Here is a 16,456-nt window from a genome sequence, read left to right on the forward strand (position 1 = left end):
TGTCGTAACTATGTTATATCGTGTTTCTTTTAACAACAAATACCTATGCTGAAATGAGACCTTAGAATAGGCGAAGACATCCCGCCGGCCGTGTCCGGGGGAGCGGAGCAGCGAGGGAGAACCCAGGCGATGGCGGTGAACGGCACGCTCGTCACCGAGCACCGACGAGAGGCGATGGTCGCCCGTCTGACCAGCGACGGCTCGCTGCAGGTGAGTGAGGCCGCGCTCGAGTGGGGCGTTCACGCGATGACCGTGCGCCGGGATTTCGACCACTTCGTCAACCGCGGGATCGCGCGCCGCGTGCGCGGCGGCATCATCGCCCTGCGCGGGGACAGCTTCAAGCACCGCCGGCACCTCAACGCGGTGGCCAAGGAGGCCATCGCGCAGAAGCTGCTCGGACTCGTGGACCCCGCCTCGGTGATCGCGCTCGACGCCTCCACGACGATCAGCGTGTTCGCCGAGCACCTCGTCGATCTCGAAGACGTGACGATCGTCACGAACGGGCTGCCGGCCTTCCACGCGCTGCGCTCGAGGCAGGGCGCCCACGTGTTCCTCACCGGCGGCGAGCAGGAGGTGCAGAACGACTCGCTCGTCGGCCCGCTCGCCGAGGCGGCGCTCGGGCATTTCATGATCGGCACCGCCTTCATCTCGACGATGAGCTTCGCCCAGGGCCTCGGCGCGAGCGAGAACACCCTCGCCCAGGTCTCGTTCAAACGGGCCCTCGGCGCCGTGTCCCAGCGCATGGTGCTCGCCATCGACTCCTCGAAGCTCGAGACCCAGGCGCGCTTCCGATCGCTGGAGCTGGACGACATCGACCTGCTCGTCACCGAGCTGAACGACTCCGACCCGCGCCTCGACCCCTATCGGGACGCGGTCGAGGGCATCTTGTAGGGAGGCGCCGGTCCGGGCGCGCCGCCGCGGAGACGGATCAGACCGCCGTGTAGCCGCCGTCGATCACGAGATCCTGTCCCGTCAGGTAGGCCGACGCGTCGGAGGCCAGAAAGCCGACCAGTCCGTGGAGGTCGCCGGGCTCGCCCATCCGTCCCGCGGGGATGCGGGCCGTCCAGTCCCGCGCGAGATCCGGGTTCTGCTCGGTGAACTGACGGGTCATGTCCGAGAGGAAGTACCCGGGCGAGATCGAGTTGACCCGGATCCCGGCCGGCGCCCACTCCACGGCCAGCGACCGAGCGAGGTGCGCGACCGCCGCTTTGGACGCGTTGTACGAGGCCTGGAACTGCGGCACGTTCACGATCGACCCCGACATGGATGCGACGAAGACGGCGCTCCCCCCGAGCTCGGCTTCGAGCAGCCCCCGTCCGAAGGCCTGCGCCGCGAAGAAGGTCCCGTCGAGGTTCACCGCCATGACCCTGCGCCACTCCGCGTCGCTCACCTCGACCGAATCGTTCCAGACGGTGATGCCGGCGGCCGTCAGCAGGACGCGCGGAGTCCCGAGCCGCTCGGCGGCCTCGGCGAAGGCGCCCGCGACGGCGGCCTGGTCGGTGACGTCGACGCGCAGGCCGACGGCGTCCACCCCGTGCTGCTGCGCGAGGCGCTCGGCGGACTCGGTCACCTCGGGCAGGATGTCGAGCAGCGCCACGGCCGAGCCGCCCGAGGCGAGCGCGCTCGCCAGCGAGAACCCGAGTCCGCGGGCGCCCCCGGTGATCACGGCCGGTCCGGTCAGCGGGAGGTGCAAGGTCATGATCGGTCTCCTTGTGTGTGACAATATGTTCGTTTTACAGTGATAGCACACTACCTCAAGAGCGGCCTGCGGGTCGCTTCCCGCCGGTGCTCTGCTCGCGACGACGAAGATTGACGAGACATGCCCTAGTCCGCGCGGTGCACGGGCAGCGGCACTCGGTCGACCGCCGCGCCGAGGTCGCGCCAGCGTTCCGCCTCGGCGTCGTCGAACCCCTCGTCGGTGACGAGGCGGTGCACCTGCCCGGCCGGGACGACATCGTGCTGGCCGAACCCCTCGGTCTTCGACGAGTCGAACAGCGCCACGACCCGGGCCGAGGCCGAGGCGATCGATCGTTTCGTCTCGGCCTCCGAGAACGAGCGCTCGAGGAGACCGCGGTCGACGGAGAGCGCCGAGACGCCGAAGAAGGCGAGGTCGATGCGGCCGAAGCCGCGGAGCAGCTCGGGCGGGAAGCCGACGGTGGAGTAGGACGTCCGGCGCACGCTGCCGCCGAGCAGCACGAGGTCGACCCCGCTCTGCTCTCCGAGCTGCGTCGCGACCCTGAGCGAGTTCGTCACCACGGTCGCGTCCGCTCGCCCCGACAGCTCGAGGGCGAGGTAGTAGCCGGTGGACGAGGAGTCGATGGCGATCACGGCACCGGGTTCCACCAACTCGGCGGCGCGGCGCGCGACCGCGCGCTTGGCGGCGACCCGATGGCCGAGCCGCACGGTGAGCGGCCCCTCCTCCGCCGAGCGCAGTCGTGCCCCGCCGCGGATCCGCTCGACCAGCGAATTGCGGGCCAGGGTGTCGAGATCCTTGCGGACCGTCACCTCGGAGACGCCGAGCACGGCGGCGAGCTCGCCGACGGAGACCCGTTCGCGCTCCTCGAGCAGCGCGAGGATCCTCTCGTCCCTGGGCTCAGCTGATCGCACCATAGTCGGTCACTCTATCGTCAGCACCCCGGGAAGCGCTCGCCCGGTCAGGGTGCGAGATTTTCAACCGAAAGAATATCTACTTGTTTTCGTAAGCAAGATTCTCTATCGTGGTGCGCAGACCCACCGCGTTCGAAAGGTAGCCATGTCCCGCTCTGTCACCCCCGCCGTCGCGTCGCTCATCGCGCGGTCCAACCGTCTCGGCTCGGACAAGAAGAACACGAACTTCGCCGGAGGTAACACCTCAGCCAAGGGCGTCGAGCGCGACCCGGTGACCGGCGAGGACGTCGAACTGCTCTGGGTGAAGGGCTCCGGCGGTGATCTGGGCACGCTCAAGGAGTCCGGCCTCGCCGTGCTGCGCCTCGATCGGATGCGCGCGCTCGTCGGCGTGTACCCGGGCCTGGAGCGCGAGGACGAGATGGTCGCGGCCTTCGACTACTGCCTGCACGGCAAGGGCGGAGCCGCCCCCTCGATCGACACCGCCATGCACGGCCTGGTGGACGCGCCGCACGTCGACCACCTCCATCCCGATTCCGGCATCGCCATCGCCACCGCCGCCGACGGCGAAGAGCTGACCGCGAAGATCTTCGGCGACCGCGTCGTCTGGGTGCCCTGGCGTCGCCCCGGCTTCCAGCTCGGCCTCGACATCGCCGAGATCAAGGCCCGCAACCCCCAGGCGATCGGCTGCATCCTCGGCGGGCACGGCATCACCGCCTGGGGCGAGACCAGCGAGGAGTCGGAGCGCAACTCGCTGTGGATCATCGACACGGCAGCCGCCTACATCGCCGAGCACGGCGCCCCCGAGCCCTTCGGCGCGGTGGTTCCGGGCTTCGCGGCGCTGCCGGAGAAGGATCGCCGCGCTCGCGCGGCGGCACTCGCCCCCGCCATCCGCGGTCTTGCGTCGAAGGATCGGGTGATGGTCGGCCACTTCACCGACAGCGACGTGGTGCTCGACTTCCTCTCGCGCGAGAAGCTGGCGCCGCTCGCCGCCCTCGGCACCAGCTGCCCCGACCACTTCCTGCGCACCAAGGTGCGCCCGCTCGTGCTCGACCTGCCGGCGACCGCGACGCTCGACGAGCAGCTGGCGCGGCTCGCCGAGCTGCACGAGGCCTACCGGCAGGACTACCGCGCCTACTACGACGCCTATGCGACCGACGACAGCCCGGCGATGCGCGGCGCCGATCCGCTCATCGTGCTCGTGCCCGGCGTGGGCATGTTCAGCTACGGCGCGAACAAGCAGACCGCGCGCGTGGCCGGAGAGTTCTACGTCAACGCCATCAATGTGATGCGCGGCGCCGAAGCGCTCTCGACGTACGCGCCGATCAGCGACGAGGAGAAGTTCCGCATCGAGTACTGGGCGCTCGAGGAGGCGAAGCTGCAGCGCATGCCGAAGCCGAAGTCCCATCAGGGACGGATCGCCTTCGTGACCGGGGCGGCCTCGGGCATCGGCAAGGCCATCGCCACGCGGCTCGCCGCCGAGGGCGCCTGCGTCGTGGTCGCCGATCTCGACCTCGAGAAGGCGCAGGCCGCGGCCGCGGAGCTCGGCTCGAGCGACGTCGCGATCGGCGTGGCGGCGAACGTCGCCGACGCCGACGCGGTGCAGGCGGCGGTCGACGCCGCGGTGCTCGCCTTCGGAGGCGTCGATATCGTGGTCAACAACGCCGGTCTCTCGCTCTCGAAGTCGCTGCTCGACACGAGCGAGGCCGACTGGGATCTGCAGCACGACGTCATGGCCAAGGGCTCGTTCCTCGTCTCGAAGGCCGCTGCCGCGGCGCTCATCGCCCAGGGGCTCGGGGGCGACATCATCTACATCTCCTCGAAGAACAGCGTCTTCGCCGGGCCGAACAACATCGCCTACTCCGCCACCAAGGCCGACCAGGCGCACCAGGTCCGCCTGCTGGCCGTCGAACTCGGCGAGCACGGCGTACGCGTCAACGGCATCAACCCCGACGGCGTCGTGCGCGGATCCGGGATCTTCGCGTCGGGCTGGGGCGCCAATCGCGCCGCCACCTATGGCGTCAAGGAGGAGGATCTCGGCCAGTTCTACGCGAACCGCACCATCCTGAAGCGCGAGGTCGTGCCCGAGAACGTCGCCGACGCGGTGTACGTGCTGACGGGTCCCGAGCTCTCGCGCACGACCGGGCTGCACGTGCCGGTGGACTCCGGCGTGGCCGCGGCCTTCCTGCGATGAACGTCCGCGGTGCGGCCGTCGCCGCGGTCGATCTGGGCGCCACCAGCGGCAGAGTGATCCTCGGCCGGGTCGAGGACGAGCGACTGCACACGAAGCACATCGCCCGATTCGCCAACGATCCCGTGCGCACCCGTGAGGGCCTGCACTGGAACCTGCTGGGCCTCTATCGGGAGATCCTTCGGGGGCTCACCGCGGCCGAGCGCGAGGCGCCCGGCGAGATCGCGAGCATCGGCATCGACTCGTGGGCGGTCGACTACGGCCTGCTGCGCGGCGGTCGTCTGCTCGGCCTCCCGCGCCACTACCGCGACGAGCGCAACGAGGCGGGGGTCGCCGCCGTGCGCGAGATCATCTCGGACGCCGAGCAGTACGAGCGGAACGGGCTGCAGCACCTCGTGTTCAACACCGTCTTCCAGCTGGCGACCGAGGGCGATTTCCTGGGCCTCTCGGACCGACTGCTGCTGATCCCGGATCTGCTGGGCTACTGGCTGACCGGCGTGGAAGCGGCCGAACGCACCAATGCCTCGACCACGGGACTGCTGAGCGCCTCCACCGCCGAGTGGGACGCGGAGCTCGCCGCACGGCTCGGCGTGCCGCCCGCGGTGCTGCCGCGGCTCATCGACCCGGGAACCGCGCTCGGCCCCCTCGCCCCCGAGGCCGCGCAGACCGTGGGGCGCGCGGTCGACGTCGTCGCCGTGGCATCGCACGACACGGCGTCGGCGGTGGCCGCGGTGCCCGCCACGGACCCTGATTTCGCCTATATCTCGTGCGGGACGTGGGGGCTCGTCGGTCTCGAGCTCGATGCGCCGGTGCTCACCGAGGAGGCGCGTCGCGAGAGGTTCACGAACGAACTCGGCGTCGACGGGCGCACCCGCTTCCTGCACAACGTGATGGGATTGTGGCTGCTCTCCGAGTCGCTGCGGCACTGGGAGCCGGCCGCCACCGACGCGCAGCGTTCCAGCCTGCTGGGCGAGCTGCTGGCGGAGGCCGCGAGGCTGCCGAGCGATGTGCCGCTCTTCGACGTCGACGATCCGGTGTTCCTGCCCACCGGCGACATCCCCGGGCGCATACGCGACTGGTATCGCGAGCACGGGGAGCGCGAACCCTCCGGTCGCGCCGAGACCGTGCGCCGCATCATCGAGAGCCTGGCCGGTGCCCTCGCGGCGAGCGTGCGCACCGCAGCCGGACTGGCGGGGCGCGACGTCTCCGTCATCCACATCGTCGGCGGCGGCTCGCAGAACGCCCTGCTCTGCCAGGCGATCGCCGATCGTTCCGGCCTGCGGGTCCTCGCGGGCCCCACCGAGGCCACCGCGATGGGCAACATGCTCATCCAGGCGCGTGCGCTCGGCCTGATCGCCCCCGGGCTCGACGCCCTGCGCGGGATCGTCGCCAGATCCGCCCCCATCATCGAGTACTCGCCCGCCGCGCCGCGCGTCGGGCTCTGAAGAGGTTGCCATGGTCACCCGTCAATTCCCCAGACCCGCCGAGATCTTCGAGCTGATGAGCTTCAAGAAGCCCGATCTCAACGCCCGCAGGCGACGGCTCGAGTCGGCGCTCACGATCCACGATCTGCGCGCCATCGCGAAGCGGCGCACGCCGAAGGCCGCCTTCGACTACACCGACGGCTCGGCCGAGGGCGAGCTGTCGCTCGCCCGCGCCCGCCAGGCGTTCGAGGACGTGGAGTTCCACCCCTCCATCCTGCGCGACGTGTCGACCGTCGACACCTCGACCACGGTCTTCGGCGGCCCCTCCGCGCTGCCCTTCGGCATCGCTCCGACCGGCTTCACCCGGCTCATGCAGACCGAGGGCGAGATCGCCGGCGCGGGCGCCGCCGCCGCCGCGGGGATCCCCTTCACCCTCTCCACGCTGGGAACGACCTCGATCGAGGACGTCCGGGCGGCGAACCCGGATGGGCGCAACTGGTTCCAGCTCTACGTGATGCGTCGGCGCGAGATCTCCTACGGCCTCGTCGAACGGGCGGCGGCGGCCGGTTTCGACACGCTGATGTTCACCGTCGACACGCCCGTCGCGGGGGCGCGGCTGCGCGACAAGCGCAACGGCTTCTCGATCCCACCGCAGCTCTCGCTGGGCACCATCGCCAACGCGATCCCGCGGCCGTGGTGGTGGTGGGACTTCCTGACCACCCCGAAGCTCGAGTTCGCCTCGCTCTCGTCGACCGGGGGCACCGTCGGCGAACTGCTCGACGCGGCGATGGACCCCTCGATCTCGTTCGAGGACCTCGACGTCATCCGCGGCATGTGGCCGGGCAGACTCGTGGTGAAGGGCGTGCAGAACGTCGAGGACGCGAAGCGGCTCGCCGGTCTCGGCGTCGACGGCATCATCCTGTCGAACCACGGCGGCCGCCAGCTCGACCGGGCCCCGATCCCGTTCCACCTGCTGCCGGAGGTGGTGCGCGAGGTCGGCTCCGACGTCGACATCGCGATCGACACGGGGATCATGAACGGCGCCGACATCGTCGCGTCCGTCGCGCTCGGGGCGAAGTTCACCCTGATCGGCCGCGCCTATCTGTACGGGCTGATGGCGGGCGGCCGTGCCGGCGTGGACCGCGCGATCGCGATCCTCTCCGAGCAGGTCGTGCGCACGATGAAGCTGCTCGAGGTCTCCTCGCTCGCCGAGCTGACCCCCGGCCACGTCACGCAGCTGCAGCGACTCGTGCCGCGGCAGCGGCGCTGAGCCCGATGCACCGCGTCCTGGCGCCGGGGCGGGGCTCTCTGTTAGCGTTGCCGGAATGAGTGCGTGCGGGGAAGCCCTATGAGCCATCAGCGGGAGACCTGGGGAGGGCGCGCCGCCTTCATCGTGGCGGCGATCAGCTCGGCGATCGGTCTCGGGAACATCTGGCGGTTCCCCGGCGTCGCCTTCGAGAACGGCGGGGGCGCCTTCCTGATCCCCTATCTCGTGGCGTTCGTCACCGCCGGCCTGCCGATCCTGTTCCTCGACTACTCGATCGGGCACCGATACCGTGCGGCTCCGCCGCTCGCCTTCCGCCGCCTGGACCGCCGCGTCGAGCCGCTCGGCTGGTGGCAGGTCGGGGTCTCGTACCTGATCCTCACCTACTACGCGGTCGTCATCGCCTGGGCGCTCAGCTTCTTCTGGTTCAGCTTCGGCCGCCAGTGGGGCGATGATGCGGCCGCATTCTTCGTGAACGACTATCTGCGGGTCTCGGAGAGCGCCGGGCTCACGGCCGACTTCGTGCCCGGGGTGCTGGTGACGCTCCTGGTCGTCTGGATCGCGGCGATCGTCGTGATGTCCCTGGGCCTCCGCCGCGGCCTCGACCGCGCCAACAAGATCACGCTGCCGCTTCTGGTGGCGGTGTTCACGATCCTCGTCGTCTACTCGCTGAGCCTGCCGGGCGCGTGGGACGGAGTGAACCAGTTCTTCGCTCCCGACTTCGCGGCCCTCGCCGACCCCACCGTCTGGATCGCCGCCTACGGGCACATCTTCTTCTCGTTCTCGATCGCGTTCGGCATCATGCTCACCTACTCCTCCTACATGAGACGGCGCAGCGACCTGACCGGATCCGGGCTCGTCGTGGCCTTCGCCAACTGCAGCTTCGAGATCCTCGCGGGCATCGGGGTGTTCGCCGCGCTCGGCTTCCTCGCCCATTCCCAGGGCACCGAGATCGCGGGCCTCGAGGGCATCTCGGGGCCGATCCTCGCGTTCGTGACCTTCCCGACCCTCCTCACCGAGATGCCCGGGGGAGCGATCATGAGCGTGCTCTTCTTCGGTTCGCTGCTGCTCGCGGGCTTCACCTCGCTGCTGTCCATCTACCAGGTGGTCGCCGGCGCGGTGCAGGACAAGACCGGCTGGGGATCGCGGCGCACGGCCGTAACCGTCGGCATCCTCACGGGGGTGCCCTCGGTGCTGCTCTTCTCCGCGACCTCGGGTCTGAACGTGCTCGACGTGCTCGACGCCTTCGTGAACAACATCGGCGTCACCTTCTCGGCGGTCGTGATGCTCGTCCTCACCGCGTGGGTGCTCCGCGCGATCCCGCAGCTCTCGCGGCACCTCAACGCCATCTCCTCGTTCCGCGTCGGCCGATTCTGGCGCGCGATGGTCTCCGTCGTCACGCCCGTGGTGCTCGGGGTCATCCTCGTCAGCGGGGCGACGGCCTACATCCGCGACGGGTACGGCGAGTATCCCTCCTGGTTCGTCGCTCTCGTCGGCTGGGGGTCGATCGCGTTCCTCGCCGTCTTCTCCTTCGCGATGAGCTACCGGCGATACCGGCGCGACGACGCGGAGGAGTTCACGGCCGACGATCCGGAGGAGCTCGCGGGCGAGCCGCAGGCGCGGGGAGCGCGGGGCGCGGGCGAGTCCGGCCCGGAGGCCGACGAGGGGAGGAGCTGATCGTGGAGACGGGATCCATCATCATGATGCTGGTGTCGGTGACAGCGCTCTGGGGCGGGCTCGCCTGGGCGATCCTGCGGCTGCGGCGGCACCCCGAGCGCCACGACGACGAGTAGCGGCACCGAGGTGCACTGCCACCGACGGGCGGAAGCGGCGGCGTCGCGGCGCTACTCGACGATGCGGGCGCCCTCGGGCAGCGCTGTGCCCGAGGGGAGCCGCACCGTCACGTAGCCGTCCTCGTCGGTTCCGGGCGCCGGAAGCGTCCGTTCCGGACGGGGCTTCGCGACGGCGCCCGGCTCCGTCCTGCCGGCTGCGGAGCGCTCCTCCGCAGCCGCCGCAGGGGAGTCGTAGACGCGCTTGCGCTTCTTCGCGGGGGCGGGATGGCTCTGGCTCATGCGGTCGATCCAGGCCAGAGCGAGCGCGGAGACGATGAAGGCCAGGTGGATCACCACCTCCCACAGCACGCCCTCTCCCGAGTAGATGGTCGCGCCGTTGGAGTTCGTCACCTTCCCCCCGTCCATGCGCCCGACCTCGATGAAGGTCTTCAGCAGATGGATCGACGAGATGGAGATGATCGAGATCGCGAGCTTCACCTTGAGCAGGTTCGCGTTCACGTGCGAGAGCCAGTCGGGCTCGTCGTGATGGCCCTGCACGCGGATCTTCGAGACGAAGGTCTCGTACCCGCCGATGATGACCATGATCAGCAGATTCGCGATCATCACGATGTCGATGAGGGCGAGGACGCTCAGCATCACCTCGGTCTCGCTGATGTGCCCGTGGATGATGGCGTTCTCGAACAGGTGCCACAGCTCCACGAAGAAGAGCACCACGTACACGGCCTGCGCGACGATGAGGCCGAGGTAGAGCGGAGCCTGCAGCCAGCGGCTCGCGAAGATGAAGCCGGCGAGGGTGCGCGAGGCGGGGCCGGGGCCCAGCTCGTCGATGCGCTCGATCGGCGAGCTGTTGCGGTCGTTCACGGGCGTCCTTTCGGGATCGTCACCCGATTATCCTACGGAGTTCTTCCGTGAAGGCTGATGATCCGCGGACGAGCGGATCCGCGCCCGTGCCTCTCGCGGGGACGACCTCGGCCCCCGAGGCTGCTGCGCCGGGGGCCGAGGCGGCACCGGGTTTCCCCGGGCCAGTACTCGCAATCATCCGAATCCTGCAGACGAGGCGATCGCCGCCCTAGCTTAACGGCGGTCGCCCGACAATAGCCATCTGCAGGATTCTCAGAGTATCATGAAAGTGCGAAATGCACCAAAGCTATTTCGCCTATACGCGATGAAATCCGGGCGACTCGGAGATGGGGCGCTCCGGCTGGCATAGACTGTTCACCGCGAGAGGGAGTATTCCGTTTTCGCCCGCGTCGTCAAGACGCCGGGCTCCGTGGCCCGGCCGGTGCGGGCGCGCGCCGGTTCCGCTGCGGGCCGGTGCGGGAAGAGACTTTCGGGATTTCCGTCACCCCGCGCCTCCCGCGCCCGATCGAAAGCGAGCCCCGTGACCACGGTTCTTCCGCTCTGGTTCGAGATCACCTCGATGATCGTCCTGGTCCTGATCCTCATCGTCGACCTGCTGCTCATCATCCGCCGCCCCCACGTCCCGTCGATGCGCGAGGCCAGTCTCTGGGTCGGCTTCTACGTGCTGCTCGCCCTCGTCTTCGCCGGCTGCATGTTCCTGCTCGGCGACGTCCAGCACGGCACGGAGTTCCTGGCCGGCTGGCTCACCGAGTACAGCCTCAGCATCGACAACCTCTTCGTCTTCGTCCTGATCCTCGGGCGATTCGCCGTGCCCTACCGGTACCAGCAGCGCGCGCTCATGATCGGCATCGTGCTGGCGCTCGTCTTCCGCGGCCTGTTCATCCTGGCCGGGGCCGCGCTCATCGAGAACTTCAGCTGGATCTTCTACATCTTCGGCGCTTGGCTGGTGTGGACCGCATGGCAGCAGATCCGTCACGACGAGGAGGCGGAGCAGGGGGACACCTGGTTCATCCGCCAGGTCAAGAAGGTCATGCCCATCAGCGACGAGTACGACGGGGGCAAGCTGCGCACGACGGTGAACGGCAAGCGGATGTGGACCCCGTTCCTGCTCGTGCTGATCGCGCTCGGCACCACCGATCTGCTGTTCGCGCTCGACTCGATCCCCGCGATCTTCGGGATCACCCAGAGCGCCTTCATCGTCTTCACCGCCAACGTGTTCGCGCTCATGGGTCTGCGCCAGCTCTACTTCCTGCTCGGCGGTCTGCTGGATCGCCTCGTGTACCTCAAATACGGCATCGCCTTCATCCTGGCCTTCATCGGCGTGAAGCTCGTGCTGCACGCGATGCACGTCAACGAGCTGCCGTTCCTCAACGGCGGGCAGCCGATCGAGTGGGCGCCCGAGATCAGCACCTGGGTCTCCCTCGGCGTGATCGTCGTGGCGATGGCCGTGGCCACCATCGCGAGCCTCGTGAAGGTGCGACGCGAGGCGCGGGCGAGCGGCGAGCGGCTGCACCTCGGCGCCCGCGAGGATCGCCCGTAGCCGGGCGCTCCCGCCGCTCCGGCGCTGCCCCGTCCGCGTGCCTGAGTCCGTCCGGCGCGGCTGGTGGTAGAATCGTCCCGTGCGCATGCGGCAGCTTCTTCTTCGGTGCCGCGACGGGGTGTAGCCTTCGACCCTCCCGTCGCGGTGTTCACGCATGGTCGAACCGCGATTGATCGCGCAGCACCACGGAATTGAGAAGCACAGCCATGACCGAACAGCAGACACCCGGCCCCCGTACCCTGGCCGAGAAGCTCTGGAACGCCCACACCGTCGTCGCAGGCGAGAACGGCGATCCCGATCTGATCTACATCGATCTCCACCTCATCCACGAGGTCACCAGTCCCCAGGCCTTCGACGGCCTGCGCGATGCGGGGCGGCCCCTGCGCCGGGTCGACCTCATGATCGCGACCGAGGACCACAACACGCCGACCATCAACATCACCAGGCAGATCGAGGATCCGACCAGCCGCCTGCAGATCGACACCCTCCGCAAGAACGTCGCCGAGTTCGGCGTCCGAGCCCATCCCCTCGGCGACAAGGAGCAGGGCATCGTCCACGTGGTCGGCCCCCAGCTCGGGCTCACGATGCCCGGGCTCACCGTGGTCTGCGGCGACAGCCACACCTCGACCCACGGGGCCTTCGGCTCGTTGGCCTTCGGCATCGGCACGAGCGAGGTCGAGCATGTCATGGCGACCCAGACGCTGCCGCTCAAGCCCTTCAAGACGATGGCCATCAACGTCGAGGGGGAGTTGCGCCCCGGCGTCACGGCCAAGGACATCATCCTCGCCGTGATCGCGAAGATCGGCACCGGCGGGGGACAGGGCTATGTGCTGGAATACCGCGGCTCGGCGATCCGCAACCTGTCGATGGACGGCCGTATGACCATCTGCAACATGTCGATCGAGGCCGGAGCCCGAGCGGGGATGGTCGCCCCCGACGAGACCACCTTCGCCTACGTCAAGGACCGTCCGCACGCCCCTCAGGGCGCCGACTGGGACGCCGCGGTCGAGTACTGGAAGACACTGCCCACCGACGAGGGCGCCGTCTTCGACGCCGAGGTGTCCATCGACGCGAGCGAGCTCGAGCCGTTCGTCACGTGGGGCACCAATCCGGGCCAGGGCGTGCTGCTGAGCGATCGCGTGCCGGATCCCGCCGGGATCGAGGAGCCCAACGAGCGCGCCGCCGCCGAGCGCGCCCTGGAATACATGGATCTCGAAGCCGGAACGCCCATGAAGGAGATCGCGGTCGACGCGGTGTTCATGGGCTCGTGCACCAACGCGCGCCTCGACGATCTCCGCGCCTTCACGAGCATCATCAAGGGCAAGAAGAAGGCTGAGGGCGTGCGGCTGATGGTCGTGCCGGGATCCGCCCGGGTGCGACTGGAGGCCGAGCGGGAGGGCCTCGACCGGATCATCGAGGATTTCGGGGGCGAGTGGCGCTTCGCCGGCTGCTCGATGTGCCTCGGCATGAACCCCGACCAGCTGGCTCCCGGTGAGCGCTGCGCGGCCACCTCGAACCGCAACTTCGAGGGGCGCCAGGGCAAGGGCGGGCGCACCCACCTGGTCTCGCCGCTCGTGGCGGCGGCCACGGCGATCCGGGGCACCCTGTCGAGCCCCTGGGACCTGCAGGACGACGCCGCCCGCGGCATCACCCATGAGCAGGTCTCTTCGGGCGAGAGCGCATCGCGTTCGACCGAGACCCGCGGTGAGCCCACCGGCTCGGCGGTCGAGACGGAAAGGGCGGTGGCCTGATCATGCAGAAGTTCACCACGCTCACGGGCGTCGCCGCGCCGCTGAAGCGCTCCAACGTCGACACCGATCAGATCATCCCGGCGGTGTTCCTCAAGCGCGTCACCAAGACCGGCTTCGAGGACGCGCTCTTCCACCACTGGCGGCAGGATCCCGAGTTCGTGCTCAACCTGCCGGAATACGCGGACGCCGAGATCCTGGTCGCCGGCCCGGATTTCGGCACCGGATCGTCGCGCGAGCACGCGGTCTGGGCGCTGCGGGACTACGGGTTCAAGGTCGTCATCTCCCCGAAGTTCGCCGACATCTTCCGCGGCAACTCGGGCAAGCAGGGCCTCCTCACCGCGGCGGTCGTGGAATCCGATGTGGAGCGCCTCTGGGCGGTGCTCGAGGCCGAACCGGGCGCGAAGCTCACGGTGAGCCTCGAGGATCGCACCGTGAGCGCGGGAGATCTCACGGTGCCGTTCGAGATCGACGACTACATGCGCTGGCGCCTGCTCGAGGGACTCGACGACATCTCGCTCACCCTGCGGAACGAGCAGGCCATCTCCGACTTCGAGGCCGGGCGCCCGAGCTGGATGCCGCGGACCCTGCCCGTCCGGACGGAGGCGCCCCTCCCGGCGCGGGCCGGGAGCGCCCTCCCGATCCGGGCGAAGGACCCGCTGCCCGTGGCAACCGAGGAATAGACCGGCCGAGGCATACGCTGTTACTACTGTCGGCTTCCACCACCCGAGTCTGGAGAGATCACTCGTGAGCACTGCTGAGAAAGTCTCCGAACGCGTCGCACGCGCCGAAGGCAACGAGAACGCCGAGGCCGCCGCACCCGCGGACGAGGGCCTCAAGAAGGACGCCCGGAAGGCCGGGGCGAGGGTCGGGCTGACCTCGGACGAGATCATCATCAACGGCGGGCGGCCGCTGCGGGGGCGGATCGAGGTGCGCGGCGCCAAGAACCTCGCCACCAAGGCGATGGTCGCCGCGCTGCTCGGGCAGAGTCCCAGCGTGCTGCGGAACGTGCCGAACATCTCGGACGTGCGGGTGGTGGCCGGTCTGCTGGCCCTGCACGGCGTGCTGATCACCCGCGGCGAGGAGCCCGGGGAGTGGCGCCTCGACCCCTCGAACGTCGAGATCGCGCACCACGCCGACATCGACGCCCACGCGGGCTCGTCTCGCATCCCGATCCTCTTCTGCGGGCCGCTGCTGCACCGGCTGGGAGAGGCCTTCATCCCCGATCTCGGCGGCTGCCGGATCGGCGACCGCCCGATCGACTTCCATCTCGCGGCGCTGCGCAAGTTCGGCGCGGTGATCGAGAAGCTGCCGAGCGGTATCCGACTCACCGCGCCGGACGGCCTCAAGGGCGCCGACATCGAGCTGCCCTACCCCTCGGTCGGCGCGACCGAGCAGGTGCTGCTCACCTCGGTGCTGGCCGAGGGCCAGACCGAGCTGCGCAACGCGGCCATCGAGCCCGAGATCGTCGATCTCATCTGCATCCTCCAGAAGATGGGCGCCATCATCACGATGGAGCCGAACCGGGTGATCTTCATCGAGGGCGTCCCGGAGCTGCAGGGATTCCACCACCGAGCGATCTTCGACCGCAACGAGGCCGCCAGCTGGGCCGCTGCGGCGCTCGCCACCCAGGGCGACGTGATCGTCGGCGGGGCTAAGCAGGAGGAGATGATGACCTTCCTCAACATCTTCCGCAAGGTCGGCGGCGCGTTCGACGTGCTGGACGACGGGATCCGCTTCTGGCACCCGGGCGGCATGCTCAAGCCGGTCACGATCGAGACGGACGTGCATCCCGGCTTCATGACGGACTGGCAGCAGCCGCTGGTCGTCGCGCTCACGCAGGCGGACGGCGTCTCGACCATTCACGAGACGGTCTACGAGAACCGCTTCGGCTTCACCGACGCGCTCTGCCAGATGGGTGCGAACATCCAGGTCTACAAGGACGGGCTCGCCGACGAGGCCCGCCGGGTGAAGCGCCGCGAGTTTGAGCAGGCGGCCGTCATCACGGGACCGACGCCGCTGACGGGCGCGGACATCGAGGTGCCGGACCTGCGGGGAGGGTTCAGCCACCTGATCGCAGCGCTCACGGCGAAGGGGCAGTCCAAGGTCACCAATCTCGGCATCATCTCGCGCGGCTACGAGAACTTCATCGAGAAGCTCCGGCTGCTCGGCGCCGATTTCGTCTTCGAGAGCTGAACGGCACCCGGGAGGACGCGCCGGGTCGTGATACCGGTCCTGCCATAATTGAAGGCATGCCCCAGACCGTGAAGATCCGTTCCCGCTCCTCCCCGGAGAAGCGTCGGCCGGGGTTCTTCTGGTTCCTCGCCGCGCTGATCCTGCCCCTCTGGTCGTGCATGGTGCGCTATCGCTTCACCCCTGACTCGAAGCTGCCGTCCACCGGCCCTTTCATCCTGTCGCCCAATCACTACAGCGAGATCGATCCCATCGCCATGGGCGCCGCCACCTGGCATCTCGGGCGGCTGCCGCGCTTCATGGCCAAGGAGAGCCTGTTCCGGGTGCCCTTCCTCGGCTGGCTGCTGCGCTCCTCCGGGCAGATCCCCGTGCGGCGCCAGGGCAGCGCCCGCAGTGGATCCGATGCGAACCCGATGGGCGCGGCCAGCGAACTGGTCAGCCGCGAGGCGGGCGTGATCGTCTACCCCGAGGGCACGCTCACCCGCGATCCCGGGCTGTGGCCGATGCGCGGCAAGAGCGGCGCCGTCCGGCTGGCGCTCGACGCGGGCATCCCGCTGATCCCCATGGCGCACTGGGGCACCCAGGAGCTCATGCCGCGCTACGGCAAGCGCATACGCCCGTTCCCGCGCAAGACCATCCGCGTCGCGGTGGGCGAGCCGCTCGATCTCTCGCGCTTCGCGGGACGGGAGCACGAGTCCAAGGCCATCAACGAGGCCACCGAGCTGCTGATGGCGGCGATCACGGATCTGCTCGCGGAGCTGCGGGGCGAGGAGCCGCCGGCGGAGCGGTGGGATCCGGTGAAGCACGACCAGAGCGAAACGGGCAGGTTTTGACGGCG

At 69.1% G+C, this 16,456-nt stretch carries 14 protein-coding genes; 11 read left to right on the plus strand and 3 right to left on the minus strand.

Going from position 1 to position 16,456, the window contains the following annotated elements:
* The first annotated feature begins 129 nt into the window (after positions 1–129).
* Positions 130–891: a DeoR/GlpR family DNA-binding transcription regulator gene (locus J4H92_RS03785; protein WP_208096199.1), complete on the plus strand. Its 762-nt coding sequence runs from the start codon at positions 130–132 to the stop codon at positions 889–891.
* A 37-nt stretch (positions 892–928) separates the two neighbouring features.
* On the opposite strand, the gene J4H92_RS03790 is transcribed toward J4H92_RS03785, so the two are convergent.
* Both J4H92_RS03790 and J4H92_RS03795 read right to left on the minus strand, forming a co-directional pair.
* Positions 929–1,699, minus strand: a complete 771-nt coding sequence (locus J4H92_RS03790) for an SDR family oxidoreductase (protein WP_208096202.1) — start codon at positions 1,697–1,699, stop codon at positions 929–931.
* Between the two features lie 125 nt (positions 1,700–1,824).
* Positions 1,825–2,610, minus strand: coding sequence for a DeoR/GlpR family DNA-binding transcription regulator (locus tag J4H92_RS03795; protein WP_208096205.1), 786 nt, complete (start codon positions 2,608–2,610; stop codon positions 1,825–1,827).
* A gap of 142 nt (positions 2,611–2,752) precedes the next feature.
* On the opposite strand from J4H92_RS03795, the gene J4H92_RS03800 reads away from it, so the two are divergent.
* From J4H92_RS03800 to J4H92_RS03820, 5 genes are all read left to right on the plus strand, one after another.
* Positions 2,753–4,798 carry a bifunctional aldolase/short-chain dehydrogenase gene (locus tag J4H92_RS03800; RefSeq protein ID WP_208096208.1) on the plus strand — a complete coding sequence of 682 codons (2,046 nt, stop codon included), beginning with the start codon at positions 2,753–2,755 and terminating at the stop codon, positions 4,796–4,798.
* Complete coding sequence (locus tag J4H92_RS03805) at positions 4,795–6,240, plus strand: rhamnulokinase (RefSeq protein ID WP_208096210.1); 1,446 nt, start codon at positions 4,795–4,797, stop codon at positions 6,238–6,240. Before J4H92_RS03800 ends, J4H92_RS03805 begins: the two co-directional genes overlap by 4 nt.
* A gap of 10 nt (positions 6,241–6,250) precedes the next feature.
* Complete coding sequence (locus J4H92_RS03810) at positions 6,251–7,489, plus strand: alpha-hydroxy acid oxidase (protein WP_208096212.1); 1,239 nt, start codon at positions 6,251–6,253, stop codon at positions 7,487–7,489.
* 78 nt (positions 7,490–7,567) lie between these two features.
* Entirely contained in the window at positions 7,568–9,160 is a 1,593-nt protein-coding gene (locus J4H92_RS03815; RefSeq protein WP_208096215.1) for a sodium-dependent transporter, read from the plus strand.
* A gap of 2 nt (positions 9,161–9,162) precedes the next feature.
* Positions 9,163–9,276: a methionine/alanine import family NSS transporter small subunit gene (locus J4H92_RS03820; protein ID WP_208096218.1), complete on the plus strand. Its 114-nt coding sequence runs from the start codon at positions 9,163–9,165 to the stop codon at positions 9,274–9,276.
* Positions 9,277–9,327: 51 nt separating this feature from the next.
* On the opposite strand, the gene J4H92_RS03825 is transcribed toward J4H92_RS03820, so the two are convergent.
* The gene (locus tag J4H92_RS03825; protein WP_208096220.1) at positions 9,328–10,137 is read right to left on the minus strand and encodes a TIGR00645 family protein; all 810 of its coding nucleotides are present in this window, start codon (positions 10,135–10,137) and stop codon (positions 9,328–9,330) included.
* Between the two features lie 520 nt (positions 10,138–10,657).
* Here J4H92_RS03825 and J4H92_RS03830 point away from each other — a divergent pair.
* The 5 genes from J4H92_RS03830 (at position 10,658) to J4H92_RS03850 (ending at position 16,451) form a co-directional block, all read left to right on the plus strand.
* The gene (locus J4H92_RS03830; RefSeq protein WP_208096222.1) at positions 10,658–11,677 is read left to right on the plus strand and encodes a TerC/Alx family metal homeostasis membrane protein; all 1,020 of its coding nucleotides are present in this window, start codon (positions 10,658–10,660) and stop codon (positions 11,675–11,677) included.
* 206 nt (positions 11,678–11,883) lie between these two features.
* Positions 11,884–13,428 (plus strand): 3-isopropylmalate dehydratase large subunit, encoded by a 1,545-nt coding sequence (gene leuC, locus J4H92_RS03835; protein WP_243751930.1) that lies wholly within the window; start codon positions 11,884–11,886, stop codon positions 13,426–13,428.
* Positions 13,429–13,430: 2 nt separating this feature from the next.
* On the plus strand, positions 13,431–14,108 hold the full coding sequence (gene leuD, locus J4H92_RS03840; protein ID WP_208096225.1) for a 3-isopropylmalate dehydratase small subunit: 678 nt from the start codon (positions 13,431–13,433) through the stop codon (positions 14,106–14,108).
* 190 nt (positions 14,109–14,298) lie between these two features.
* The gene (murA, locus tag J4H92_RS03845) at positions 14,299–15,621 is read left to right on the plus strand and encodes a UDP-N-acetylglucosamine 1-carboxyvinyltransferase (RefSeq protein WP_208096534.1); all 1,323 of its coding nucleotides are present in this window, start codon (positions 14,299–14,301) and stop codon (positions 15,619–15,621) included.
* Between the two features lie 56 nt (positions 15,622–15,677).
* Entirely contained in the window at positions 15,678–16,451 is a 774-nt protein-coding gene (locus J4H92_RS03850; protein ID WP_208096228.1) for a lysophospholipid acyltransferase family protein, read from the plus strand.
* Positions 16,452–16,456 lie beyond the last annotated feature (5 nt).

The organism is Leucobacter weissii (assembly GCF_017565745.1).
GTDB lineage: Bacteria > Actinomycetota > Actinomycetes > Actinomycetales > Microbacteriaceae > Leucobacter > Leucobacter weissii.

Coding starts and splice junctions, on each gene's coding strand:
- J4H92_RS03785 (WP_208096199.1), top strand. CDS start 130: ATGGCGGTGAACGGCACGCTCGTCACCGAGCACCGACGAGAGGCGATG.
- J4H92_RS03790 (WP_208096202.1), bottom strand. CDS start 1,699: ATGACCTTGCACCTCCCGCTGACCGGACCGGCCGTGATCACCGGGGGC.
- J4H92_RS03795 (WP_208096205.1), bottom strand. CDS start 2,610: ATGGTGCGATCAGCTGAGCCCAGGGACGAGAGGATCCTCGCGCTGCTC.
- J4H92_RS03800 (WP_208096208.1), top strand. CDS start 2,753: ATGTCCCGCTCTGTCACCCCCGCCGTCGCGTCGCTCATCGCGCGGTCC.
- J4H92_RS03805 (WP_208096210.1), top strand. CDS start 4,795: ATGAACGTCCGCGGTGCGGCCGTCGCCGCGGTCGATCTGGGCGCCACC.
- J4H92_RS03810 (WP_208096212.1), top strand. CDS start 6,251: ATGGTCACCCGTCAATTCCCCAGACCCGCCGAGATCTTCGAGCTGATG.
- J4H92_RS03815 (WP_208096215.1), top strand. CDS start 7,568: ATGAGCCATCAGCGGGAGACCTGGGGAGGGCGCGCCGCCTTCATCGTG.
- leuC (WP_243751930.1), top strand. CDS start 11,884: ATGACCGAACAGCAGACACCCGGCCCCCGTACCCTGGCCGAGAAGCTC.
- leuD (WP_208096225.1), top strand. CDS start 13,431: ATGCAGAAGTTCACCACGCTCACGGGCGTCGCCGCGCCGCTGAAGCGC.
- J4H92_RS03850 (WP_208096228.1), top strand. CDS start 15,678: ATGCCCCAGACCGTGAAGATCCGTTCCCGCTCCTCCCCGGAGAAGCGT.